Below are 23,494 nucleotides of genomic sequence, written 5' to 3' on the forward strand. Positions count from 1 at the left end.
GGCGCGACGGTTGCACAAACTCGCCCCACCTTATGCCCCGTCGTGCGTCTCACCGTACGTCGCCGCTGTTCAACGGTGTGCGAGCGGGCCGGTGGTCAGTGCCGGGTGGGTACGCCCGTGAGCGCCGTCACCACCGGGTCCAGCGCCTGGTGGATCTCGTCGCCGATGGAGCGGAAGAACGTGATGGGGGCGCCGTACGGGTCGTAGACCTCGTCCGCCTCCGCGTTGGGGGCCAGAAGCCAGCCGCGCAGCGCGGCGGCGGCACGCACCAGCGCACGGGCGCGCTCGACCACACCCTCGTCCAGGGCGTCGGGCAGCGTCGCCGGGTCTATGGCCCGTACGAGACGCGTGAACTCCTTCAGTGTGAAGGTCCGCAGCCCCGCCGAGTGCCCCATCGAGACGACCTGCGCCCGGTGGTCACGTGTCGCGGTGAGCACCAGGTCGGCGCGGATGACGTGCTCGTCCAGCAGTTCCCGTCCGACGAAGCCGGACGGGTCCGCGCCGAAATCCGCCAGGACGGCCTCCGCGTTGGCCTCCATCGAGGCCCCCTCGTGTCCCCAGGTGCCCGCGCTCTCCACGATGAGCCCGCCCGTCAGCCGCTCGCCGAGCCGGTCGCTGAGGGCATGGCGGTTCAGCCGCTCGGTGATGGGCGAGCGGCACACGTTGCCGGTACTGACGTGGAGGATGCGGAAGGTGCCGGGGAGTCCCGCTATGCCACGCCCCTCAGGGGCGGTCAATTGGCCACCTCGAGGTCGGGTACGACCTTGCGCAGCTCATCGGCGTCGACGGCGCCCACACGCAGCAGCAGGGGCACCTTGCCGGTCACGTCCACGATCGAGGACGGCACGATGCCGGGCGTCCTGCCGCCGTCGAGATAGACCGACACCGCGTCCGCCAGCATCTCCTGCGCCGCGTCACAGTCCTCCGGCGCCGGGTGTCCGGTCAGATTGGCGCTGGAGACGGCCATCGGGCCGACCTCGGTCAGCAGCTCGATCGCGACGGGGTGCAGCGGCATCCGGATCGCGACGGTGCCACGGGTGTCGCCGAGGTCCCACTGGAGCGAGGGCTGGTGCTTGGCGACGAGCGTGAGCGCGCCCGGCCAGAAGGCGTCGACCAGCTCCCACGCCTGCTCGGAGAAGTCCGTGACGAGGCCGTGGAGGGTGTTCGGGGAGCCGATGAGCACGGGCGTGGGCATGTTACGGCCCCGGCCCTTGGCGTCGAGGAGGTCGGCGACGGCCTCCGAGCTGAACGCGTCGGCACCGAGCCCGTAGACGGTGTCGGTGGGCAGGACGACGAGTTCGCCGCGACGGACGGCGGACGCGGCTTCACGCAGACCGGTCGTACGGTCGGTCGCGTCGTTGCAGTCGTATCGCCGTGCCATCTAACAGCCCTCTTTCTGTGTTTTTTGGTGTGCTCGGTTCGCCTCCGGGGCGCTCAAGCGCCTTTCGACGGTCGACCGTGCTCGCCCCTTCGGCTCACTCGCACAGAGCCCTGGAGCTGAGGCCACGGCGTCGAGGGTCGCCGTTGTCGTCCCTGTTCCGGCCGTCACGGCATCGCCTTGCGGGCCGTCGCGAAGCGCGGGCGCTTGTTCAGGTCCGGGTGGTCGGCCGCGTCCGCCCAGCCGGCCTCCTCGCTGAAGATCCACGGGACCTGTCCGCCCTGCGTGTCCGCGTGCTCCACGACGACGAGGCCGCCGGGCCGCAGCAGCCGGTGCGCGGTGCGTTCGATCCCCCGGATCGTGTCGAGGCCGTCCTCGCCGGAGAACAGCGCCATCTGCGGGTCGTGGTCGCGGGCCTCGGGCGCCACATACTCCCACTCGGTGAGCGGGATGTACGGCGGGTTGGAGATGACCAGGTCGACCTGGCCGTCGAAGTCCGGGAGGGCCGTCAGGGCGTCTCCGCGGTGCACGGTGACCCTGGACCCCTCGGCGTTCCTGCGCGTCCAGGTGAGGGCGTCCTCGGACAGCTCCACGGCGTGCACACGCGAGCGCGGCACCTCCTGCGCCATGGCGAGCGCGATCGCGCCGGATCCCGAGCAGAGATCGACGATCAGCGGCTCCACGACGTCCATCGCGCGGACCGCGTCTATCGCCCAGCCGACGACGGACTCGGTCTCCGGCCGGGGCACGAACACCCCTGGCCCGACGTGGAGTTCCAGATACCGGAAGAACACCCGCCCGGTGATGTGCTGGAGCGGTTCGCGGGCCTCGCGGCGCGCGACGGTCTCCCAGTAGCGGGCGTCGAACTCCTCGTCCACGACGCTGTGCAGCTCTCCGCGCTTGACGCCGTGCACGAAGGCGGCCAGCTCCTCCGCGTCGAACCGCGGCGACGGCACGCCCGCGTCGGCCAGCCGCTGGGTGGCCTGGGCCACCTCGGCAAGCAGCAGACTGCGGGGGGCGGGCCCGCGGCGGAGCCGCTGAGGGTCGCTGGGCCCCCCAGAAGGTGGCTGCACGCTGGTTCCTCCTGAGTCGTGGAAGAGGACGGGACGGGGACGACGTGACGGGTGCCGGGGGCGGCTCAGGCCGCCGCGAGCTTCGCCGCCGAGTCGGCGTCGACGCAGGCTTGGATCACTGCCGCCAGTTCACCGTCGAGCACTTGGTCCAAGTTGTACGCCTTGAAGCCGACGCGGTGGTCCGAGATCCGGTTTTCCGGAAAGTTGTACGTCCGGATCTTCTCGGACCGGTCGACGGTACGCACCTGGCTGCGCCTGACGTCCGCCGCGTTCTTCTCCGCCTCCTCCTGTGCCGCGGCCAGCAGCCGCGAGCGCAGGATACGCATGGCCTGCTCCTTGTTCTGGAGCTGGCTCTTCTCGTTCTGGCAGGAGGCGACGACCCCGGTGGGCAGATGCGTGATGCGAACGGCGGAGTCGGTCGTGTTGACGGACTGGCCGCCGGGGCCCGACGAGCGGTAGACGTCGATCCGCAGGTCGTTGGCGAGGATCTCGACGTCGACCTCCTCCGCCTCCGGTGTCACGAGCACACCGGCGGCCGAGGTGTGGATCCGGCCCTGCGACTCGGTGGAGGGCACCCGCTGCACGCGGTGCACCCCGCCCTCGTACTTCAGCTTCGCCCAGACGCCCTGTCCCGGCTCGGTGGCCCCGTTGCCGCCCTTGGTCTTCACGGCGACCTGGACGTCCTTGTAGCCGCCCAGCTCGGACTCGGTGGCGTCGATGATCTCGGTCTTCCAGCCCACGCGCTCGGCGTAGCGCAGATACATCCGCAGCAGGTCGCCGGCGAACAGCGCCGACTCGTCGCCGCCCGCGCCCGCCTTGATCTCCAGGATGACGTCCTTGTCGTCGCTGGGGTCGCGCGGGACGAGCAGCAGCCGCAGCTTCTCGGTGAGTTCGTCGCGCTGCTTCTCCAGCACCTTGACCTCGGCGGCGAAGTCGCCGGCCGAGACGTCGGTGGGGTCGGCGGCGAACTCCCGGGCCGTCTCGATGTCGTCCCCGGTCCGCTTCCAGGAGCGGTACGTCCCGATGATCGGGGTCAGTTCGGCGTACCGCTTGTTGAGCTTGCGGGCATGCGCCTGGTCCGCGTGGACCGACGGGTCGGCGAGCTTCTTCTCCAGATCGGCGTGCTCGCCGACCAGTTCCTCGACCGCCTCGAACATTCGGGGGCTCCTGGGTTGCGTACGAAAAGTGCTGTGCGAAGACGCTGCGGGACGGCAAAGCGCCGGTCTCGACGCCCCGGGGCAGGGGCGCCGAGAACCGGCGCAGTTGGCTCGCTACTTGTTGGCGGAGCCGGCGGCAGCCTTGCCGAAGCGGGCCTCGAAGCGGGCCACACGGCCACCGGTGTCGAGGATCTTCTGCTTGCCCGTGTAGAACGGGTGGCACTCGGAGCAGATCTCGGCGCGGACGGAGCCGGATTCGATCGTGCTGCGGGTGGTGAACGACGCGCCGCAGGTACAGCTCACCTGGGTCTCGACGTACGTGGGGTGGATGTCGCGCTTCAAGGTGTCTCCTAGGGAACATCCTCGCCAGGCGAGGAAGGCGCCGGGTCGCACGCGCGGATGCTCGTACGTGAACCGGGGCCGACGTACCAGTCTGCCAGGACCGGCCGTATCTCCAAAACCGGGGTGGCCCCGGATCTATTCCGCCCGGGGTGGGGTGCCGGTGGCGGGTGTGGTCACCCGCCCGCGACCACGTCCGACGCGTCGCCCTTGTCGCCCGCGGAGTCCTTCGTGGCGGACGCCGGGATCGGTTTGTCCGCCCGGAGCGCGGTCCAGACTTGCTCGGACTCCTTCTCCAGCGGGACGACGCGGTTCGGGTCCGCCGGGTCGTACTGGACGGGCAGCGTGATCATGTTGACGTCCGAGGCTCCGAGGCTCTTGAGGCCGCCGGCGAAGCCGACGAGTTCCTTGACCGTGTCCAGCTCGGAGTCGGGGGTGATCGCCTTCGTCGCGGTGTCGGCGATGCCGTACAGCTTCGTGGGGCTGCTGAGCAGACCGATGCCCTTGACCTGGGTGATCAGCGCCTTGATGAACGCCTGTTGGAGCTGGATACGGCCCAGGTCACTGCCGTCGCCGACGCTCTTGCGCGTCCTGACGAGGCCGAGCGCCTGCTCGCCGTCGAGGGTGTGCGGGCCGGGTTCGAGTGTCAGCCCGCTCTTGGCGTCGTCTATGGCCACGGTGGTGGTGATCTTCACGCCGCCCAGATCGTCGATGAGCTGCTTGAAGCCGGTGAAGTCGACCTCGATGTAGTGGTCCATGCGGATGCCGGACATCTTCTCGACGGTCTTCACCGCGCAGGCCGGGCCGCCGACCTCGTACGCGGTGTTGAACATGGCCCGCTGGACGCCGGCGACGGTGTCGCCCTTGTCGTTCTCGCAGTCGGGGCGGTCGACAAGGGTGTCGCGCGGTACGGAGACGACGCTGGCCGTCTTGTGGCCCTCGTTGACGTGCATGATCATCGCGGTGTCCGAGCGGGCCCCGCCCTCGTCCACGCCGTATTCGGAGTTGTCGCCGGAGCGCGAGTCGGAGCCGAGGAGCAGGATGTCCATCGAGCCGTTGTCGACCTCGGCGGGGCGGTCGGTGCCGAGCTTGGCGTTGATGTCGACGCCCTGGATGTTGCCGTTGAGCTTGAAGTAGGCGTATCCGAGACCGGATCCGCCGACGAGCACCAGGGCGGCGGCCGACCAGGCGACCACGGTCGCGGCGCGACGGCGCGTGCTGGGCTTCTTGCGGCGCGTGCCTTTCGCGCGTATTCGGCCCTTGCTCTGATCCGTCATGTGATCCTCGGCTCCCGTCGGCCCTCGCCCGTTGTCGGTCGTCCGTGATTCAGACGTGCGGGGCAGCAGGCAGGGTTGCACAACAAGCTGTGGCCCCCGCCGGAGCGGGGGCCACAGAAGGATGGTGCGAAGCCACGGTCAGTGGCCGATCACCCGGTCACTGACCTGCGGTGTTCAGGCGATGGTGTGGTAGCCGGTCCAGCCGGAGCCGATCTTCACGCCTGTGGCGAAGATCTCGGACGTGGCCTTGCCGGTGCCCTTGAGGAGATACAGGGTGCCGGCCGCGTTACGGACGACGACATCGGGCTTGGAGTCGCCGGTGACGTCACCCGGGGTGGCGATGGTGGTGTACGCGGACCAGTTGGTGCGGACCACGACGGGCGTCTCGAACGGGGCGGCGGCGTTGCCGGTGCCCTTGGCGAGCAGCAGGTCACCCGTGCTGCCCCGGCGCACCAGCAGGTCGGGCTTGCCGTCGTTGGTGAAGTCGCCGTGGCCGCGGACCTGGTTGTAGAGCTGGTAGCCGGTGCCGACCGCGGTGGAGGCACTGAACTTGCCGTTGCCCAGGCCCGGGTAGAGCCGCAACTGTCCGGTGGAGGCGACCCCGAGCAGGTCGGGGTGGCCGTCACCGGTGACGTCACCGGGGGTGACGATCGTGCGGAAGGTCTTCCAGTCTCCGAAGATCTTGGTCTTCACGTAGGTGGAGCTGGTCGCCGAGCGGTGCAGCCAGTACACGTCGCCGGTCGAGGTCCCGCGCGCGACCAGGTCCTCGTAACCGTCCCTGTTCAGGTCGGTCTGGACGACCAGGTTGTACGCGCTGTACGTGCCGGGGAACGCCTTGCGGGAGGCGAAGCCGCTACCGGTCGAGGTGAACGTGTAGGGCTTGCCGTCCGCGCTGGTGCGGGCCCACAGATCAGCCTTGCTGTCGCGGCTGAAGTTGGTGTCCTCGATGCGCGGCTGGAGGGCCGGCATATAGGTCGAGACCTTGGTGTACACGTCGTACGTGCCGCCGAAGTTGCACAGCTCGGACTGGGTGGCCACGCCCCACGAGGTGACGCCGATGATCCGGCCGTTCACCATCATCGGGCTGCCGGAGTCTCCGGGGCAGGTCGCCTTGCCCGTGGAGTCGTCGCCCGTGCCGCCGTTGCCGGCGCAGATCATGTGTCCGGGCTTGAAGGCGCCCGGGTAGTCGAGCGCGGTGTCGAGGTTCTCGGTGCACTCGGCGTCCGAGCGCAGCGGCTGCGTCACCCGCTGGAGGGTGTCGGCCAGCAGGTCGTCCGGGGACGAGCCGGTCATGCCCCAGCCGTAGGTGGTGGCGGTGGTGCCCGGCGCGTAGCGGGTGGTGTCCCGATAGGCGGCGGGCTGCGCCGGTGTGCCCGTCAGGGGCTTGGCGAGCGTCAGCAGCGCGACGTCGTTGTCGATCTCGGCAGCGCTGTAGGAGCCCGCGAAGTAGGAACGGCTGATCTTGACCGCCGTGCCTTCGTCGTTCGGACCGCCGGCGAGTTTGGCCGTGTTGGCCAGAATCATGCCGCGGCCGACCATGTCGAGCGCATTGCCGTTGTCGTCCGTGACGCAGTGCGCCGCGGTGAGAACCTTGTTGGGAGCGACGAGCGTTCCGCCGCAGGTGAAGTAGAAGTATCCGTCGTTGTTGTACTCGAAAAGCAGTTGCACCATCCAAGGGGCGCTGCTGATGGAGGTGTTCGTTCCGCCGATGATTCGCGGCGAGACTTCCTTGGAACTGACGACCTTGGAGTCCTTGGGCGGCAGGAACCGCTCACCGCCGTCGTCGTCGGCGGCCTGAGCGGTGGCTACCAGCCCGCCGGCGAGAACGGCGAGAGCCGCCGCACCGGTGGCTATCAGTCTTCGCACTCTCCGGACCGGTCGGTCGTGACGCGACACACGCACGCAAATCTCCCACTAATCAAGGGAATTGGTTTGGCGCCGTGTGGGGGGATGGAACGGCTCACCGGATATTACATGCAGAAATCCGCCCCGTCACCGAAGTAACGGGGCGGATCCATACGGAACTTGAGCAATCGGGACGCGATTCCCTTAAATGACGCGTCAGTCGTTACGGCGTCAGTCGTTACGCGTCAGTCGTTGCCGTTTCCGGGAGACGGAGTCGTCTTCTGGATCTGGAGCAGGAACTCCGCGTTCGACTTCGTCTTCTTCATTTTGTCCAGAAGCAGCTCGATCGCCTGCTGCTGGTCGAGCGCGTGCAGCACCCGGCGCAGCTTCCAGACCACGGCCAGCTCGTCACTGCCGAGCAGGATCTCTTCCTTACGGGTGGAGGACGCGTCCACGTCCACCGCCGGGAAGATGCGCTTGTCCGAGAGCTTGCGGTCGAGCTTGAGCTCCATGTTGCCGGTGCCCTTGAACTCCTCGAAGATCACCTCGTCCATGCGCGAGCCGGTCTCGACCAGCGCGGTGGCCAGGATGGTCAGCGAACCGCCGTCCTCGATGTTGCGCGCCGCGCCGAAGAACCGCTTCGGCGGGTAGAGCGCGGTCGAGTCGACACCACCGGACAGGATGCGTCCGGAGGCCGGGGCGGCGAGGTTGTACGCGCGGCCCAGGCGGGTGATGGAGTCCAGCAGGACGACCACGTCGTGACCCAGCTCCACGAGACGCTTCGCGCGCTCGATGGCCAGCTCGGCGACGGTGGTGTGGTCCTCGGCGGGGCGGTCGAAGGTCGAGGAGATGACCTCGCCCTTCACCGACCGCTGCATGTCGGTGACCTCTTCCGGACGCTCGTCCACGAGGACGACCATCAGGTGGCACTCGGGGCTGTTGACCGTGATCGCGTTGGCGATGGCCTGGAGGATCATGGTCTTGCCGGTCTTCGGCGGGGCCACGATCAGACCGCGCTGGCCCTTGCCGATCGGTGCGACGAGGTCGATGATCCGCGTCGTCAGCACACCCGGGTCGGTCTCCAGCCGGAGCCGGTCCTGCGGGTAGAGCGGGGTCAGCTTCTGGAACTCCGGGCGCCCGCGGCCCGATTCGGCCGCCATGCCGTTCGCCGAGTCCAGGCGCACGAGCGCGTTGAACTTCTCGCGGCGCTCGCCGTCCTTGGGCTGGCGCACCGCGCCGGTGACGTGGTCACCCTTGCGCAGGCCGTTCTTGCGGACCTGGGCGAGCGACACGTACACGTCGTTGGGGCCCGGCAGATAGCCGGAGGTCCGGATGAACGCGTAGTTGTCGAGGATGTCGAGGATGCCCGCGACGGGGATCAGCACATCGTCGTCGGCGACCTGCGGTTCGCCGCCGCCGCCGAACTCCTCGCGGCCACGACGGCCCCGGCGGTCGCGGTACCGGCCGCGCCGGCCGCGCCGGCCGCCCGCCTCGTCGTCGAAGTCGTCCTGCGGCCCGTTGCCCTGGCTGCCCTGGTTCTGACCGCCGCCCTGGCTCTGGCCCTGGCGCTGCTGGCGCTGGCCGCCGGTCTGCTGGCCGCCACCGCCCTGCTGGTCGTCGCCCTTGCCCCGGCGGTCGCGCTGGCGGCTCTGCCGGTCGCCGCGGTCACCGCGGTCCCGGTCGCCGCGCTCGCCGCGCTGGCCGCGCTCCTGGCGCTCCCCGCGGCGTCCGTCCGCGTCGCCCCGGTCGGACGCGGAGACGGCGGCCTCGGCCTTGGCGTCGGGCCTGTCGTCCACGACGGTGTCGGTGCCCGACTCGCCGCGGCTCTCGGTCTTGCTGTCCGGGCTGCCCGCCTGCGCGGTGGCCCTGCGCCGACGACGCTCGCCCGTGGGCTGGTCGTCGCTGGCCGGCTGGCCCGGGATGTCGATCTGGCTGTCGGCCTTGTCGGCCGTCTCGGCCTTGGCCGGGGCCTGGTCCGCGGACTTGTCCGTGGCCTTGTCGGCGGCGGGGGCGTCCGCGACCGGGGCCGCGTCGCCCGTACGGGCCTTGGAGGTGGCGCGGCGCTTGGGCTTCGCCTCGACGTCACCGCCGGAGGCGGCGGTGGCGTCGGCGCTCTTGGGCGCGGGCGAACCGCCGCCCTGCGCCTCCTTGATGACCTCGATCAACTGGCTCTTGCGCATCCGCGCGGTGCCCCTGATGCCGAGGCCGGACGCGACCTGCTGCAGCTCGGCCAGGACCATGCCGTCGAGGCCGGTGCCGGAGCGGCGGCGCCGTGAGGTGGTGCCAGTGGCAGCACCTTCGGCGGGCGCGGTGGTGTCGACGCTGTTGTCGGCGCTCACGCCCATCAGATCGGTGGTGTCGCTCACGAAGGGTCCTTCCCTGGAGCGGACGTCGGCCTTCTGGCTCGGCGACCGGTTGTGCTGTCCGACTGCGGGCTGTGATCGAGTCGATCATGGGCCGAAGCCGGGGCGATGGTCCCGCCGGGTACGACGGAAAACTTGCGTACGTGCAATGGGTCCGGCCCGAGGTCCCCCTGCTCGGCCCACTCCTGGACATAGCGAGGGGTGTCGTGCCGGTTCCGAGGCGTGCTCAAAACTGCTCAGGCAGGCTGCTCAGGCAGTTGGGGAGGCTCCCGGAAGAATGGTGGTCCCGAATGGGGACGCGATGCACCGAGCCACAAAGACGTCGGGTGCAGACTTGAGGTTAACACTACCGGCTCCAACAAACATTCCCCCTCTCACTCACCGGCAATCTCGCTCACCGGCAATCCACCGTCATTGAGAACCCAGCGGCAGCACGCTCGCGCCTGTGCCGTCGAGGCCGAGCCTGTTCGCCGCCCAGCCCTCGCCGGCCAGCCGTGCGACCTTGTCGGCCGCACTGTCCTCGGTCAGCGCCAGGACCGTGGGGCCCGCGCCGGAGATGACCGCGGGGACGCCGTCCGCCCGCAGTCGGTTGACCAGCTCCACGCTCTGCGGCATCGCCGGAGCGCGGTATTCCTGGTGGAGCCGGTCCTCGGTGGCGGCGAGCAGCAGCTCGGGACGCCTGGTCAGAGCCTGTACGAGCAGGGCCGCCCGGCCCGCGTTGAAGCTGGCGTCCACATGCGGGACGGAGCGCGGGAGCAGCCCGCGCGCGGTCTCGGTGAGGACCGGCATGTCGGGCACGAACACCACGGGGACCACGGATTCGGCGACCTCCATCCGGATGGCCCGCGCCGCTCCCCCGTCGGTCCAGGCGAGCGTGAAACCGCCGAGCAGACAGGCCGCCACATTGTCCGGATGGCCCTCGATCTCGGTGGCCAGCTCCAGCAGCGCCGTCTCGTCGAGTCGGGCGTCGCCGCCTATCGTCACCGCGCGTGCGGCGACGATCCCGGCGCAGATGGCGGCGGACGACGAGCCGAGACCCCGGCCGTGCGGAATTCGGTTGGCGCAGACGACCTCGAGGCCGCGCGGCTGGCCGCCGAGCAGGTCGAACGCGGTGCGCAGGGACCGTACGAGCAGGTGGTTCTCGTCGCGGGGCAGCGTCCGCGCGCCCTCGCCGGCGATGTCGACGTGCAGGCCGGAATCGGCCACGCGCACCACCACGTCGTCGTAGAGCCCGAGCGACAGGCCGAGGGCGTCGAATCCCGGCCCGAGGTTGGCGCTGGTGGCGGGGACGCGCACCCGTACGGCGGCGGCGCGGAAAGCGGGACCGGCCATCGCTTGGACGACTCTCCTTGGGTGGCGGCGGGGAAGACGGAAGGGGCGATCGGGCTGCGGGACTGCGGGTTTCGGCGAGGTACGGGAACGAGGTACGGGAACACCCGACGGCCACGAGGGCGACAACACCGCGGCATATGCGGCGGGGCGGGTTGGGTACAGCCTATCGAAGGAAGGTTCCGTCGCGACATAGGGCGCACAGGAGGCGCACGATGCGTGTCGCGTGCGTTCCTGTGCGCCTATGCGGAGTCTTGGTGTGGTTTGTGTACGCACAGGCTGGTGTCCGGCCCGCGCGCCCCTGCCCCGTACCCGCCCCGTACACCCCCGCACACGCTCCGGACTCGGCTTACGACTCGGCTTACGCGAGTCCCAGTCGCTCCGCCGCCGTCACCGCGTCGACCGGCACCGTGACCGGCTGGGGCGCTCCGGCGACCGCCCAGTCCGGGTCCTTGAGCCCGTTCCCGGTGACGGTGCAGACGATGCGCTGGCCCCGGTCGACCTTGCCCTCCTCGGCCGCCTTGAGCAGACCGGCGACGGACGCGGCCGACGCGGGCTCCACGAAGACACCCTCCTGGGCGGCCAACAGCCGGTAGGCGCGCAGGATCTGGCGGTCCGTCACCTCGTCGATGAAGCCGCCGGACTCGTCCCTGGCGGCCAGCGCCTGCTGCCACGACGCCGGGTTGCCGATACGGATCGCGGTGGCCACGGTGTGCGGGTCCTTGACGATCTCGCCGCGCACGATCGGCGCCGAACCGGACGCCTGGAAGCCCCACATGCGCGGCGTACGGGTCGCCGGGCCGTCGGCCGCGTACTGCGTGTAACCCTTCCAGTACGCCGTGATGTTGCCGGCGTTGCCGACGGGCAGCACATGGATGTCGGGGGCGTCGCCGAGCGCGTCCACGATCTCGAACGCCGCGGTCTTCTGGCCCTCGATACGGGACGGATTCACCGAATTGACCAGCGCCACCGGGTAGTTGTCGGACAGTCCGCGCGCCAGCGTCAGACAGTCGTCGAAGTTTCCCTCGACCTGGAGGATCCTCGCGCCGTGCACCAGCGCCTGGCCCATCTTGCCCAGCGCGATCTTGCCCTGCGGCACGAGGACGGCGCAGACCATCCCCGCCCGTACCGCGTAAGCGGCTGCCGACGCCGAGGTGTTGCCGGTGGAGGCGCAGATGACGGCCTGCGCGCCCGCCTCCTTGGCGTGCGTGATGGCCAGCGTCATACCGCGATCCTTGAAGGACCCGGTCGGGTTGGCGCCTTCGACCTTGAGGTGCACCTCGCAGCCCGTGGCCTCGGAGAGGACCTGGGCGGGGACGAGCGGCGTACCGCCCTCACGGAGCGTGACCACCGCCGTCGTGTCGGTGACCGGCAGCCGGTCCCGGTACTCCTCGATGATGCCGCGCCACTGGTGGGTGCCGATGCTCGTCATGGGTCCCTTACTCCCCTTCAACACGCATGATGCTGGCGACACCGCGCACGGTGTCGAGCTTGCGCAGCGCTTCGACGGTCCCCGAGAGGGCGGCGTCGGGCGCGCGGTGGGTGACGACGACGAGGGATGCCTCGCCGCCCAGTCCTTCACTGTCGAGCCGGCCCTGCTGACGCACGGTGTCGATCGACACGTCGTGCTCGGCGAAGACCGTGGCGACCTGGGCCAGTACACCCGGCTTGTCCGCCACGTCGAGACTGATGTGATACCGCGTCACGACCTCGGCCATGGAGCTGACCGGAAGGCGCGTGTACGCGGACTCACCCGGCCCCGTCGCCCCGCCGAGCCGGTTGCGGCACACCGCGACGAGGTCGCCGAGCACGGCGGACGCGGTGGGCGGGCCGCCGGCCCCGGGGCCGTAGAACATCAACTGCCCGGCCGCCTCGGCCTCCACGAAGACCGCGTTGTACGCCTCGCGTACGGAGGCGAGCGGGTGGCTGAGCGGGATCATCGCCGGGTGGACGCGCGCGGTGACCGACCGGCCGTCGGCGGCGCGCTCACAGATGGCGAGGAGCTTGACGGTGCAGCCCATGCGCCGCGCGGAGGCGATGTCGGCGGCGGTGACCTCGGTCAGCCCCTCGCGGTGGACGTCGTCCAGGCGTACGCGGGTGTGGAAGGCGATCCCGGCGAGGATCGCGGCCTTGGCGGCGGCGTCGAAACCCTCGACGTCGGCGGTCGGGTCGGCCTCCGCGTAACCGAGCGCCGTCGCCTCGTCCAGCGCCTCCGAGTAGCCGGCGCCGGAGGAATCCATCCGGTCGAGGATGAAGTTGGTGGTGCCGTTGACGATGCCGAGCACCCGGTTGACCTTGTCCCCCGCGAGGGATTCCCGCAGCGGTCGCAGCAGCGGGATCGCGCCCGCGACGGCGGCCTCGTAGTAGAGGTCCTTGCCGTGTTTCTCGGCCGCCGCGAAAAGCGTCGCGCCGTCCTCGGCGAGCAGCGCCTTGTTGGCCGAGACGACGGACGCGCCGTGCTCGAACGCGGTGGTGATCAGGGTGCGGGCGGGCTCGATGCCGCCGATGACCTCGACGACGACGTCGATGTCGCCCCGTTTGACCAGCGCCGTCGCGTCCGTGGTGATCAGGGCGGGGTCAATGCCCTCACGCACCTTGGAGGGACGGCGGACGGCGACCCCGGCGAGTTCCAGGGGCGCGCCGATCCGCGCGGCCAGATCGTCGGCGTGCGTCGCCATGATGCGCGCCACCTCTGAGCCGACGACCCCACAGCCCAGCAGCGCCACCTTCAGCGGACGCGTACGCATCATGCGACCTCGATTCCCTCTCAGCGATGTGGACCAGTCTCACGCACCGGACGGAAGTTTCTACCCTCCGTCCGTCATGCGAGACGTGTATCTCAGTTAGCCAACGTCCAGACGCAGGAGATCTTCCTCCGTCTCGCGCCGGACGATCACCCGCGCCCCGCCGTCCTTGACGGCGACGACGGGCGGGCGCGGCACGTGGTTGTAGTTGCTCGCCATGGAGCGGCAGTACGCGCCGGTGGCGGGGACGGCGATCAGGTCACCGGGCGCCAGGTCGGCGGGCAGGAAGGCGTCGCGTACGACGATGTCGCCGCTCTCGCAGTGCTTGCCGACGACGCGCGAGAGCATCGGCGCGGCGTCGGAGCGGCGGGAGACGAGCGCGACGCTGTACTCGGCGTCGTACAGCGCGGTACGGATGTTGTCCGACATGCCGCCGTCGACGCTCACGTACGTCCGCAGGCCCTCAAGCGGCTTGATGGTGCCGACCTCGTAGAGCGTGAAGGCGGTCGGGCCCACGATCGCGCGGCCGGGCTCGACGGAGATCCGGGGGGTGCGCAGCCCCGCGGACTCGCACTCGCGGGTGACGATCGCGGTGAGGGACTTGGCGATCTCGTGCGGTTCGCGCGGGTCGTCCTCGGGGGTGTACGCGATGCCGAGACCGCCGCCGAGGTCGATCTCCGGGAGTTCGACGCCGTGCTCGTCGCGGATCGCGGCCAGCAGCTCCACGACGCGACGGGCGGAAACCTCGAATCCGGCCATGTCGAAGATCTGCGAGCCGATGTGCGAGTGGATGCCGATGAGTTCGATGCCGTCGAGCCGCAGCGCCCGGCGGACGGCCTCCGCGGCCTGTCCGTCGGCGAGCGCGATGCCGAACTTCTGGTCCTCGTGGGCGGTGGCGATGAACTCGTGGGTGTGCGCCTCGACGCCGACCGTCACCCGGATCTGCACGGGCTGCACCCGGCCGAGACTCTGCGCGATGTGCGCGACGCGCACCATCTCCTGGAACGAGTCGAGGACGATGCGCCCGACGCCCGCCAGGACGGCGCGCTCGATCTCGTGCACCGACTTGTTGTTGCCGTGCAGCGCGATGCGCTCGGGGGGCATGCCGGCGTCCAGCGCGGTGGCCAGCTCGCCGCCGGAGCAGACGTCGAGATTCAGCCCCTCCTCCTTGAGCCAGTGGACGACGGCGCGGGACAGGAACGCCTTGCCCGCGTAGAACACGTCGGCGTTCTTGCCGAAGGCGTCGGTCCAGGCGCGGCAGCGGGCCCGGAAGTCGGCCTCGTCGAGGAAGTAGGCGGGGGTGCCGAACTCCTCGGCGAGCCGGGTCACCGGCAGCCCGGCGACGGTGGCTACACCGTCCGCGTCGCGGCTGACCGTACGCGACCAGATCTTGTCGTCCAGCGCGTTGAGGTCGGCGGGCGGCGGGGAGTAGTGGCCCTCGGTGTGCACGTCGGCGTAGCGGGGCCCGGCGGGGTGGGCGGAACGGCTCATGGTCTTGTTGCTCTCTCAGAGGTGTGCGGGCGCGTCGATGCCGAGGAGTGCGAGGCCACCGGCCAGCACCGTCCCGGCGGCTTCGGCGAGTGCGAGCCGGGAGCGGTGGGCGGCCGAGGGTTTCTCGTCGCCGACCGGCAGCGGGCGGCACGTCTCCTGGAAGTGCAGGAACGCCTCCGCTGTGCGTTCGAGATGGCGGGCGACCCGGTCGGGGGCGCGATGGCGGGCGGCGGCGGCGAGTACGCCGGGGTGGTCGCCGATGCTGTCGAGGAGCGGGCGCGCTGCGGGTTCGTCCGTGTGACTGCCACTTGCCGGGATGCCGAGGGCGGCGCCGTTACGGACGAGGGCGCGGGTACGGGCGTGGGCGTAGCGCACCGTGAACAGGGGGTTGCTCTCGTGCTGTACGAGAAGGCTGTCGCCGGTCGCGGCCCGGTCCTGGGCGGCGGGGCGCAGCAGGCCCCAGCGGGCGGCGTCGGGCCCGAGGCGGGCGAAGAGGTCCCCCGCGAGGGCGGCGGGCACGGGCCGTACGGACAGCCGCTCCGTGGCGTCCTCGCCGGTGCGGGCGTCGGCCCCCTGCGTGCGCAGCAGCCGTACGACGGTCTCGGTGTGGACGGCGGCCCGGATCTCGCCGGCGGGCGCGAGGACGACTGCGGTCCCGGCGAGGGCGTCCCCGTACCCGTAACGGATCCCGGCGTCGAGGACGGCGCGGACGAGTGCGGAGCGGCTGCCGGGGGCGAGCGTGAAGTTCAGGAAGCCCGGTCCGGTGACCTCGACGTGGGTGACGAGGTCCGGGGAGCAGCGCAGGATCTCGGCGCGCAGGATCTCCGCGACGTCGCGGGGGCTGCGCCGGGCGGGTCCGGCGAGGCGCAGCGCGACGGAGGTCGCGTAGTCCCCGCTGCCGCCCGGCCCGGGGCGCCCGACCTGCACGCTGTCCGGTACGGGCCCGGCCAGCACACCCTCGCCGACCGCGCGGCGCACGGCGCACAGGACGGTTCGGGAGAGGTCGGCGGGGGTCACGGGACAAGCGTATGGGAGGAGGGGGGCGTCTTCGCGAACCGGTTTCGCGATACGGGCACCCGCGCGGCCCATCCGGGCCGGAGCGCGTCAGCCGCGCGCGCTTCCGGGCGTGCTGCCCGCGCGCCCGGCGCCATGCCTGCCGTCCAGGGACGGCGGGCCCTCCCGGCGCATCAACTGCCGTACGACCCTGACCAGTTCGGCGGGCTCGAAGGGCTTGGCGAGAAAGGCGTCGACGTCGGCGACGATGCCGGTCTCCACCTCGTAGCGCGTGCAGGCGCTGATGATCGCGAGGGGCAGATGCGAGGTGAGCGGATCGGCCCGCAGCCTGGCGGCGGTACGGATCCCGTCGAGGCGCGGCATGACGACGTCGAGGGTGATCACATCGGGCCTGACCTGGTGCACGACGTCCAGACACTCGGCACCATCGGCCGCGGTCACGACCTCGAAGCCCTCCAGCTCAAGGTTGACCCTGATCAACTGCCGGATGACCCTGTTGTCGTCGACAACGAGCACGCGGCCTGACGCGCCTGACACAACTCGAGAGTAGGTCGGCGTCCCGGGCCGCGTCCGGGTTTTGCCCACTTCTCCCCCCGCCCGGGGGACCGACGGCCGACCGACAGCCGACCGACCACCGCCGCCCCGGCACGACGGCGCAGGGCAAATACCTGTTCACGACGACCCCGTGGGGGCTGGTAAGGTTTCACCCGTCGCCAAGATTTTCACGGCGATACGCCCCCGTAGCTCAGGGGATAGAGCATCGGCCTCCGGAGCCGGGTGCGCAGGTTCGAATCCTGCCGGGGGCACCGTAGCCGGACCAGCGTGATCAGCTTGCTGGGTTTGCGACAGTGCCGAGCGTATAGGCCCTGACTCAGTCTCACTGGGTCCGGGCCTATCGGCTTTCCGTTACCGGCCGTGCGTGAATGAATCCGTGAAAGCGCGCTGTCGCACGTGGTGGGAACGCGGCGGCGGACAGCGCGTCGCGGAGTGCTGGATGGCAATCGGCGCAGTCACCTCAGCGCCAGCAGTCCGCTGATCCAGGCGTCGAAGTGCGGACATGCCGCCCGCAACGCCCGCAAGCCCAACTCAGTGACCGCGACCGGCCCGTCGAGCCTCTTGTTGTACTCCGGCAGCAATCGCCGCAGGCGCTTCGACGGGGCCTTGTCCGGAGTCTCGTTCACCAACTCGGGCCCGCCCGCCTCGTCCGTCTGCCGCTTGAGCTCCGCGCCGAGCGCGTCGTCCTCGTACCACTCCGCCAGATGTTCCGCCGCCGCGAAGACCCATGCCTCGGTCTCATGCATGACGAGATAGGGGACGAAGCGGGGGTGGTCGATCCGCTCCGCGATCCGCCGCTCCACGTGTTCCACACGCTGTCGCGGTGGACCCGCCGGGCGGTCCGCCATGCCCGGGCTGTCCGACGGCAGTCCGTAGTAGTCGAGCAGTGTGGTCACCGCGGCCCAGTGCGGGGTGCTGGACAGCCGGTTCCGCAGGTCCTTCTCGATCCTTGACCATTTGCTGACCCCGCCCCGTCCGGACGGACCGCCGGCGGTACTGCTGGTCAGCAGAATGGTGGGTACGAGAAAGATTCCCTCGGGTTCGAGTTCGGGCCCGAGGAATTCCCTGATCATGGTTTCCTCGGTCTGTCCCTCACACAACACACCCACCGTGATCACGCCGTGCGTCCCCGCCTGAGTACCTCACGGACCGGACGACCGCCCAGCACGTTCTTCTCCCAGAGCTCGCCGAGGGAGTAGTCCTCCAGCCAGTCCCGCAACTGCTCACGCTCGGGACGGCGCAGCACCGTAGCTCCGTCCTCCCGTTCCACCACCACGATGTCCTCCACCGAGAACTGGTTGAGCAGGGTCACCGACTGCGTGGCGATGACAACCTGGCTGCGGACCGCGGTGGAGCGCAACATGTCCGCGAGTTGCACAACGGCGTAGGGATGAAGGCCCAATTCCGGTTCGTCCAGGGTGAGTAGGGCCGGTGGATCCGGCTGCCGCAACAGCACACACAGGCAGATGTATCGCAGTGTCCCGTCCGACAGCGCCTCGGCCGGGAATACGGTGTCGACTCCGTCCTGGAGCCAGCGCAGGCGGATCTTTCCGCCCGACTCCTCGGCCAACTGGAAATCCCGGAAGAACGGCGCAACCATCCGTACCGCCCGCACGATCCGCCGGTACGCCTTGGGCTCGTTGTCACGCAGCCGCAGGAGGAAGGCCGCGAGGTTTTTGGCATCCGGTCTGAGCGAGTCGTTGTCGGCGGTGAATCCAAGGCTCTTGACCGGTGCGTTGCTACTGGCGTCCTGGAAGTGGAAGACCCGGCAGCCACCCAGGATCGAGCGCATCGGCCCGGCCAGCCGGGAAATCTGCTCCCGCTCCCACTCCCCCAAACGGGACTCCTGGTGCCCCCGCCCGAAGCTCTCATGCAGGGGAGTGGCATGGCCGGCCTCGTGGAACTCTCCCTTCTCCTCAGCGAAGATGAAGGAGTCGTTGGCGGCCGGGATCAGATGGGCCTCATAGCGGTACGGTTCCGCGGACACCGTGAGCCGGATGCCCTCCTCGGCCCGCGGGCCGGCGTACTGCATGGCTCCTGCCCCGCCGCGCAGCCCGACCTCCAGACTCAGCTCGTCGTCGGCCATCCGTCCGAGCAGTTCCAGAGCCCCCACGACATTGCTCTTGCCCGCGCCATTGGCACCGACCAGAACGGTGACGTCACCGAGTACGAGCGTGCTGGAACGGATCGAGGCATACCCTTCGATGTCCACCTGCGAGAGCTTGTACGCCATGCCCTCAGCCTATGGCAGCGGTCCAGGCTTTCTGCTCAGGCGGAAACCCGGATGGTGATGTGGGGCGGGCGATACGGCCCGCCCCACCTGCGTGTCCCCCGGCGGCTATTGCCTCTTCCGTCCCCGGCTGACTGCGTTGGCCGCCGCCACGGCGGCGCTGAGTCGTTCCCGCGCTGTCGCGAGCCGTAGCCGCTCGGGCGCGGTGTCCCACTCCAGGCCGCCTCCGAGGGGCCGTAGCTGGATGTACGGTCCCACGTTGCCTCTCACTTCCCCGACGCGGTTGTGCAGTTCGTCGTGGACGACGGTGCCAGGGGCGAAGGTCTCCGACGGCCCGCCACTCACGGCGTCGTGTTACGCAGTGCGACCGTGAGCCGCCGGGCCGTTGCGAGGTTGCAGCGGCCGAGATCCACGAGGGGGTGTGGGGTGGGCGTCAGCGTGTAGGAGGGGAGATCGATCCCCAGGGACGGCAGGGTGATCCCGAGAGCGACAAGGGCCTCATCCAGTTCTCGTACGGCTTCCGTGATCGCGGCGTGCGGGTCGGCGTGGTCGGCGAGCGTGTCGCGATGCGAGTCATCGCCCTGGCGGTTGGTCATGTGGGGGGGCCTCCCGCAGTCGACGGACGCGGAAATCGAGGAACGGGTACGCCCTCGCGTGGAGCGGACGCGGCTGCTGGAGCACCCAGCAACGCCCAAGTTGTGGGAGATCATTCATGAGTCGGCGCTGCGCATGCAGGTCGGCAGTGCAGAGGTAATGCGTGAGCAACTGGCACACCTCGCGGAGCTTTCCAGGAAGCGCCGGGCCGTTATCCAGGTGCTGCCGAACTCTGCTGGTCCTCACGTCTTCATGATGGGGATGGTCTCGCTGATGACGTTCAAGGATGCTCCCGCCGTCGCCTATGTAGAGGGCCCGTTCTCCGGCCAACTGCTGGACGATACGCCACTGGTTGAGCGCCACCAGGAGGCATACGTTTTGGCAAGGGCCGCTGCGCTGTCGCCGACAGCGTCCCTCACCCTGATCGAATCGGCGGCGGAGGACTAGACAAGCCAATGACCACCGCACACGACCTGAGCACAGCCGTCTGGCGCAAGTCGTCATACACCAATGCAGACGGCGGGAACTGCGTCGAGATCGCCGAAGGACTCCCCGGCGTCACGCCTGTCCGGGACAGTAAGCGCGTCGAAGGCCCCGTGCTCGTCTTCCCGACGCAGGGCTGGGCATCCTTCGTCACGGAGGTCAAGGCCGGACGGCTCTGACTCTCATATCCACCCTCCGTGCCCCGCCGCTCGCCCGAGTGGCGGGGCTTCCTTGTTCAAGTGGACATCTGCGCGCCATCGGGCGTCTCCCGTGACCAATCAACCAGGATGTTGGCGTCTCAGGTGAGCAGGCGGGCGTGGAACGACTGGGCCTGCCCGCAGCGGTCCCTCGCGCACTGAGCAAGCTGAAGTTCAGCACCGCGATCCATGGTTTCACGCACACATCGGGGTCGCCGAGTCGGTCGAACAGCACGATCCGTCCGTCCCTCACCCAGCGGTGATCGATATCACCGCGCTCAGCACCAGGCCGCCGGCCACCAGCCTGCCCCGGACTCCTGGCCGTCCCGGCGGCCGTACGGCAGTGTTCACTGGCCCGACCCCCGGTCCGCCGGGCGTCAGGTGAGCTGTCGGAGCAGCCCGACGAACTGCCGCAGCTCGTCGCTCAGCTTCTTCGACAGCGGCTCGGGGTCGAAGTGCGCGATCATGTTGCGGATCTCCCGCACCCGGTCGAGCTGGTGCACGAACTGGACCCGGTCCACCCCGGTCCAGCCGAGAGCCTGCCAATTCTGATCCGCCTTGGGGCACAGCGCGGGGTTCTGCTGGTGACCGTCGAGCAGTTTCACATACCCGTTGAACATCAGATCCGTGATCAGGCCGGTCTGCCTGCTCGGACTGTTCGGCTGCACCGCGCGGATGGCATCCGGATCGAGTGCCGTGCCCAGGCACTTGCGCAGCCGGAACTCGATCTCTCCCACGACGAAGAAAGGCCAGGCCGTCGCGTCGAAGCGCTCGGTGATGTCCGTAGCGGTCACGATTCCGGTGAACCGCCCACTGCTGTCCCGCACCAGGAGGTAGCCGTACTCACAGATGATCGGCAACTGGGAGAAGAAGTCCGCGCGGGCGTCCGCGATCGGCGGATCGTCCACCATCGCGTTCGCCAGGACGGGGGTGGCACCGGTCTCGTACATCTTGGCCACCGAACTCCAGGTGACGACGCCGCACAACGTCGACCGGCCGTCGATGACAGGCACCTGGGAGTAGTTCTTGGTGCGCATGAGATAGGTGGCCTGGGTGACCGGCGCGCTGGAGGGGACGGAGTCGACCCCGCTGTGCGCGGCCGGTATGTCGCCGATCCTGAAGGAGTGCTGCGGCAGCGCGCCCGGTGACAAACCGTCCGTCTCGCCCTCGCCGTCCTGGGGGCCGGGCTCCTCGGCCGGGACGGATTCCAGGGCCACGATATGGACGTCGGCCCGTGCGTTGCAGTTGGCGAAGTACGGAAAGGTCGAGAGGCCGACGTCCTTCAGTGCCTGCGTGATGAGCAGCACAGACTGATCGTTGCGCACCCGCGTACGGAAGACCGCGAGGAATTCGGTGACCGGGATCTTCTTGCCCTTGAGTTCGAGAAGCTGCTCGTCGGACGGCATCGTCGACATGGCTCCGCTCACCAACCCGCCGTGTCACTCGTATCGCGGAAGACGGTGCGTTTGCCCATGGCGGACATCACCAGGTCCAGCAGTTGTTTGGCGCGGTTGTCGTAGAAGCGCTCGAAGTCGGCCTCGTGCAGCGTGGACGATTCGATGAGATGGGTCGCGAGGACGTCGTCGTACCACTCGGGGCGCATCCCCGACTCCAGCACGAGCGACTTGAGATACACGGCGGGTGATCCCGTGATGCTCCGGCCGGCCCGGTAGGACAGTGGCGTCTTGTTGACGATGGAGTTCGCCCGTGCGGAGTAGGCGGAGTAGTTCTTCGCGATCCACGTCTTGGGGAAGATCAGCCGCAGGTCGACATAGTGCTCGACCATCCGCTCCGGGGTGAGCGGCGCGTCGGCGAAGTGCCAGTCCACCGCACCCTGCTTGACCAGCAGTGCGTAAATACCTTTGTAGGCGGCGCTGTTGCGGGTGGTGAGTGTGTCAAGCCGGTCTTCGAGGAAGGCCGCCTCGGCGACTGTGTCGGGCATGACCCCGTCCGCGCCGCGGATCCAGCCGATGAGCTGCTCCACGTCACGGGTGAACCGGCTCTCGGTGGAACCGCCGTACATCTCACCGAGCACACCGCACCAGTACCACTGGGTGATCCGCTCGTCGACTCCCGGTGAGTTCGCCTCATCGCCGAGGATGGCCCGTACGGCGGCCAGCGGCACCAACTGCGTCTGGTAGGGCAGGTCGGGTGCGCGGACGATGCACTGCTGTTCCAGAAAGCCACCCACCCACTGGAACGCGTCCGCGACCCGCGGTGCCAGCCGCCGGAAGTCGGCGAGCGGCAGCTCCAGCAGATCCCGTCGCTTGCAGGCGACCGAGGTGCGCAGACGGGCCTGCTTCTGCTCCCAGGTGCGGACCAGGGCGACGGCCTGGAGGAAGTCACTGCTGCTCAGGCCCGCCTCAAGACCCGCCTCCGGCCTGCCGAACACGGAGTGGGACGAGGTCAGTTCCGTCTTGATCCGCTTCCACTCCGCCGGGAGCCGGTAGTAGTCCCCGTGCCGCGCCAGGTGCTCCTGGTTGCCCGCGTAGGTGGCGGTGAGCAGTTCGAAGACGTTGAGGGGCACACCGCCCTGGTTGACCCGTTCGAAGACGGCGCAGACGGCATCCATGGTGGTGGAGGCCGCCAGTTTGATCATCGGTACCTGGAACGACTGCATGTGGTTGAGGACCAGCTCCTCGAACTGCGACCAACGGTCCCAGTTCGACTCGTCGATCTTCACGAACGCCTTGTGCCAGGCGTTCATGCGCTGTGTGTCGAACGCCAGATTGAGCGGGAAGTAGCCGGCCGCGCACTCATTCTCGACGGTGGACAGATCGAGTACGACGTTGCGGGCGAAATCCGACTTCAGGACCCGGTCCTCGGGCACGGAGATGATCGCCTCGTCACGCTCGGCGGGTGTCCCGACCGCTTTGGCGATGTCGATGTAGTACCAGCGCTTCCAGTCCTTGCCCCGGGCATCGACGGTCTCGACAGGACGATCTCGGTGCAACGCCTGGTAGAGCGAGGTCAGTCGCTGCTGTCCGTCCAGGAGCAGCAGGTCCGGCGCAGTGCCCTCCGCGCCCTCCGCGCCCTTCAGCGTCCGGGCCTTGAACGGGGACGTACCGCCGGTCTGGAGGGCCATCACCACTCCGAGCGGGTAGTCGAGCGTCACCGTGGCGATGAGCATCCTGATCCGCTCGTCGTCCCACTTCCAGTCACGTTGGAAGTCCGGGAGTTGGAGGACCCCGGACGCCACATCTTTGAGAACGTCACTGAGTTTGAGACTGTCGAGCGCCACGCTGTGTATTCCCCCGCGTTGATGCCGGAGCCGAAGCCAGTTCCAGAACCCGCCGGAAACCCGGAGGGCGTAACGAATGATTGCATCAAGTGACCGTCCGTACGTCAACCCTTCGCCTGAGTGACCGACAGGCCCGGGACTGTCTGTTCGCCGCCCGCGTGGTGGACCTCGAAGGGGCTGCGGC

At 69.3% G+C, this 23,494-nt stretch carries 22 protein-coding genes and 1 tRNA gene; 3 read left to right on the forward strand and 20 right to left on the reverse strand.

Translation table 11 applies throughout. The features are described 5' to 3' along the window. Positions 1-95: 95 nt before the first annotated feature. The 14 genes from OG329_RS11785 to OG329_RS11850 all read right to left on the reverse strand — a co-directional run bounded on the left by OG329_RS11785 (position 96) and on the right by OG329_RS11850 (position 16,595). Positions 96-737 (reverse strand): protein-tyrosine-phosphatase, encoded by a 642-nt coding sequence (locus OG329_RS11785; protein ID WP_405794701.1) that lies wholly within the window; start codon positions 735-737, stop codon positions 96-98. After that, positions 734-1,381, reverse strand: a complete 648-nt coding sequence (locus tag OG329_RS11790; protein WP_405794703.1) for an L-threonylcarbamoyladenylate synthase — start codon at positions 1,379-1,381, stop codon at positions 734-736. Before OG329_RS11790 ends, OG329_RS11785 begins: the two co-directional genes overlap by 4 nt. A gap of 164 nt (positions 1,382-1,545) precedes the next feature. Continuing rightward, positions 1,546-2,385, reverse strand: a complete 840-nt coding sequence (gene prmC / locus OG329_RS11795; protein ID WP_405801780.1) for a peptide chain release factor N(5)-glutamine methyltransferase — start codon at positions 2,383-2,385, stop codon at positions 1,546-1,548. Positions 2,386-2,516: 131 nt separating this feature from the next. Then, the gene (gene prfA / locus OG329_RS11800) at positions 2,517-3,608 is read right to left on the reverse strand and encodes a peptide chain release factor 1 (protein WP_405794705.1); all 1,092 of its coding nucleotides are present in this window, start codon (positions 3,606-3,608) and stop codon (positions 2,517-2,519) included. Between the two features lie 114 nt (positions 3,609-3,722). Then, on the reverse strand, positions 3,723-3,950 hold the full coding sequence (gene rpmE / locus OG329_RS11805) for a 50S ribosomal protein L31 (RefSeq protein ID WP_023538649.1): 228 nt from the start codon (positions 3,948-3,950) through the stop codon (positions 3,723-3,725). 173 nt (positions 3,951-4,123) lie between these two features. After that, positions 4,124-5,224 (reverse strand): LCP family protein, encoded by a 1,101-nt coding sequence (locus tag OG329_RS11810; protein ID WP_405794707.1) that lies wholly within the window; start codon positions 5,222-5,224, stop codon positions 4,124-4,126. A gap of 174 nt (positions 5,225-5,398) precedes the next feature. After that, entirely contained in the window at positions 5,399-7,090 is a 1,692-nt protein-coding gene (locus OG329_RS11815; protein ID WP_405794709.1) for a trypsin-like serine protease, read from the reverse strand. A gap of 224 nt (positions 7,091-7,314) precedes the next feature. Further along, entirely contained in the window at positions 7,315-9,435 is a 2,121-nt protein-coding gene (gene rho / locus OG329_RS11820) for a transcription termination factor Rho (RefSeq protein ID WP_405794710.1), read from the reverse strand. A gap of 408 nt (positions 9,436-9,843) precedes the next feature. Continuing rightward, the gene (gene thrB / locus OG329_RS11825) at positions 9,844-10,764 is read right to left on the reverse strand and encodes a homoserine kinase (RefSeq protein WP_405794712.1); all 921 of its coding nucleotides are present in this window, start codon (positions 10,762-10,764) and stop codon (positions 9,844-9,846) included. 358 nt (positions 10,765-11,122) lie between these two features. Then, positions 11,123-12,193 carry a threonine synthase gene (thrC, locus tag OG329_RS11830; protein ID WP_405794714.1) on the reverse strand — a complete coding sequence of 357 codons (1,071 nt, stop codon included), beginning with the start codon at positions 12,191-12,193 and terminating at the stop codon, positions 11,123-11,125. Positions 12,194-12,200: 7 nt separating this feature from the next. Then, the gene (locus OG329_RS11835) at positions 12,201-13,511 is read right to left on the reverse strand and encodes a homoserine dehydrogenase (protein ID WP_405794716.1); all 1,311 of its coding nucleotides are present in this window, start codon (positions 13,509-13,511) and stop codon (positions 12,201-12,203) included. A gap of 93 nt (positions 13,512-13,604) precedes the next feature. Then, positions 13,605-14,996: a diaminopimelate decarboxylase gene (lysA, locus tag OG329_RS11840; protein WP_405794718.1), complete on the reverse strand. Its 1,392-nt coding sequence runs from the start codon at positions 14,994-14,996 to the stop codon at positions 13,605-13,607. A 15-nt stretch (positions 14,997-15,011) separates the two neighbouring features. Further along, complete coding sequence (gene nrtL / locus OG329_RS11845) at positions 15,012-16,013, reverse strand: ArgS-related anticodon-binding protein NrtL (RefSeq protein WP_405794720.1); 1,002 nt, start codon at positions 16,011-16,013, stop codon at positions 15,012-15,014. An 87-nt stretch (positions 16,014-16,100) separates the two neighbouring features. Then, positions 16,101-16,595 (reverse strand): response regulator, encoded by a 495-nt coding sequence (locus OG329_RS11850; protein WP_405794721.1) that lies wholly within the window; start codon positions 16,593-16,595, stop codon positions 16,101-16,103. A gap of 149 nt (positions 16,596-16,744) precedes the next feature. Between OG329_RS11850 and OG329_RS11855 the strand changes: the two genes are divergently transcribed. Continuing rightward, positions 16,745-16,816: transfer RNA gene (locus tag OG329_RS11855), tRNA-Arg, on the forward strand. A 204-nt stretch (positions 16,817-17,020) separates the two neighbouring features. On the opposite strand, the gene OG329_RS11860 is transcribed toward OG329_RS11855, so the two are convergent. From OG329_RS11860 to OG329_RS11875, 4 genes are all read right to left on the reverse strand, one after another. Further along, positions 17,021-17,683: a DUF4276 family protein gene (locus tag OG329_RS11860; protein WP_405794722.1), complete on the reverse strand. Its 663-nt coding sequence runs from the start codon at positions 17,681-17,683 to the stop codon at positions 17,021-17,023. Continuing rightward, positions 17,680-18,798 carry an AAA family ATPase gene (locus tag OG329_RS11865; protein ID WP_405794724.1) on the reverse strand — a complete coding sequence of 373 codons (1,119 nt, stop codon included), beginning with the start codon at positions 18,796-18,798 and terminating at the stop codon, positions 17,680-17,682. Before OG329_RS11865 ends, OG329_RS11860 begins: the two co-directional genes overlap by 4 nt. A gap of 105 nt (positions 18,799-18,903) precedes the next feature. Then, positions 18,904-19,140, reverse strand: coding sequence for a hypothetical protein (locus OG329_RS11870; protein ID WP_405794725.1), 237 nt, complete (start codon positions 19,138-19,140; stop codon positions 18,904-18,906). After that, a complete protein-coding gene (locus tag OG329_RS11875; protein ID WP_405794727.1) occupies positions 19,137-19,391 on the reverse strand; it encodes a hypothetical protein in 255 nt (84 codons plus the stop codon). Before OG329_RS11875 ends, OG329_RS11870 begins: the two co-directional genes overlap by 4 nt. Here OG329_RS11875 and OG329_RS11880 point away from each other — a divergent pair. Together OG329_RS11880 and OG329_RS11885 are read left to right on the forward strand one after the other, a co-directional pair. After that, the gene (locus OG329_RS11880; RefSeq protein ID WP_405794729.1) at positions 19,390-19,836 is read left to right on the forward strand and encodes a DUF5753 domain-containing protein; all 447 of its coding nucleotides are present in this window, start codon (positions 19,390-19,392) and stop codon (positions 19,834-19,836) included. The genes OG329_RS11875 and OG329_RS11880 overlap by 2 nt on opposite strands. Positions 19,837-19,844: 8 nt before the next feature. Further along, the gene (locus tag OG329_RS11885; protein WP_405794730.1) at positions 19,845-20,051 is read left to right on the forward strand and encodes a DUF397 domain-containing protein; all 207 of its coding nucleotides are present in this window, start codon (positions 19,845-19,847) and stop codon (positions 20,049-20,051) included. A gap of 395 nt (positions 20,052-20,446) precedes the next feature. Here OG329_RS11885 and OG329_RS11890 read toward each other — a convergent pair whose 3' ends face one another. Together OG329_RS11890 and OG329_RS11895 are read right to left on the reverse strand one after the other, a co-directional pair. After that, on the reverse strand, positions 20,447-21,484 hold the full coding sequence (locus OG329_RS11890; RefSeq protein ID WP_405794732.1) for a CBS domain-containing protein: 1,038 nt from the start codon (positions 21,482-21,484) through the stop codon (positions 20,447-20,449). Positions 21,485-21,492: 8 nt separating this feature from the next. Continuing rightward, a complete protein-coding gene (locus tag OG329_RS11895) occupies positions 21,493-23,310 on the reverse strand; it encodes a DUF262 domain-containing protein (RefSeq protein WP_405794733.1) in 1,818 nt (605 codons plus the stop codon). Positions 23,311-23,494 lie beyond the last annotated feature (184 nt).

Source organism: Streptomyces sp. NBC_01506, from assembly GCF_045040295.1.
GTDB lineage: Bacteria > Actinomycetota > Actinomycetes > Streptomycetales > Streptomycetaceae > Streptomyces.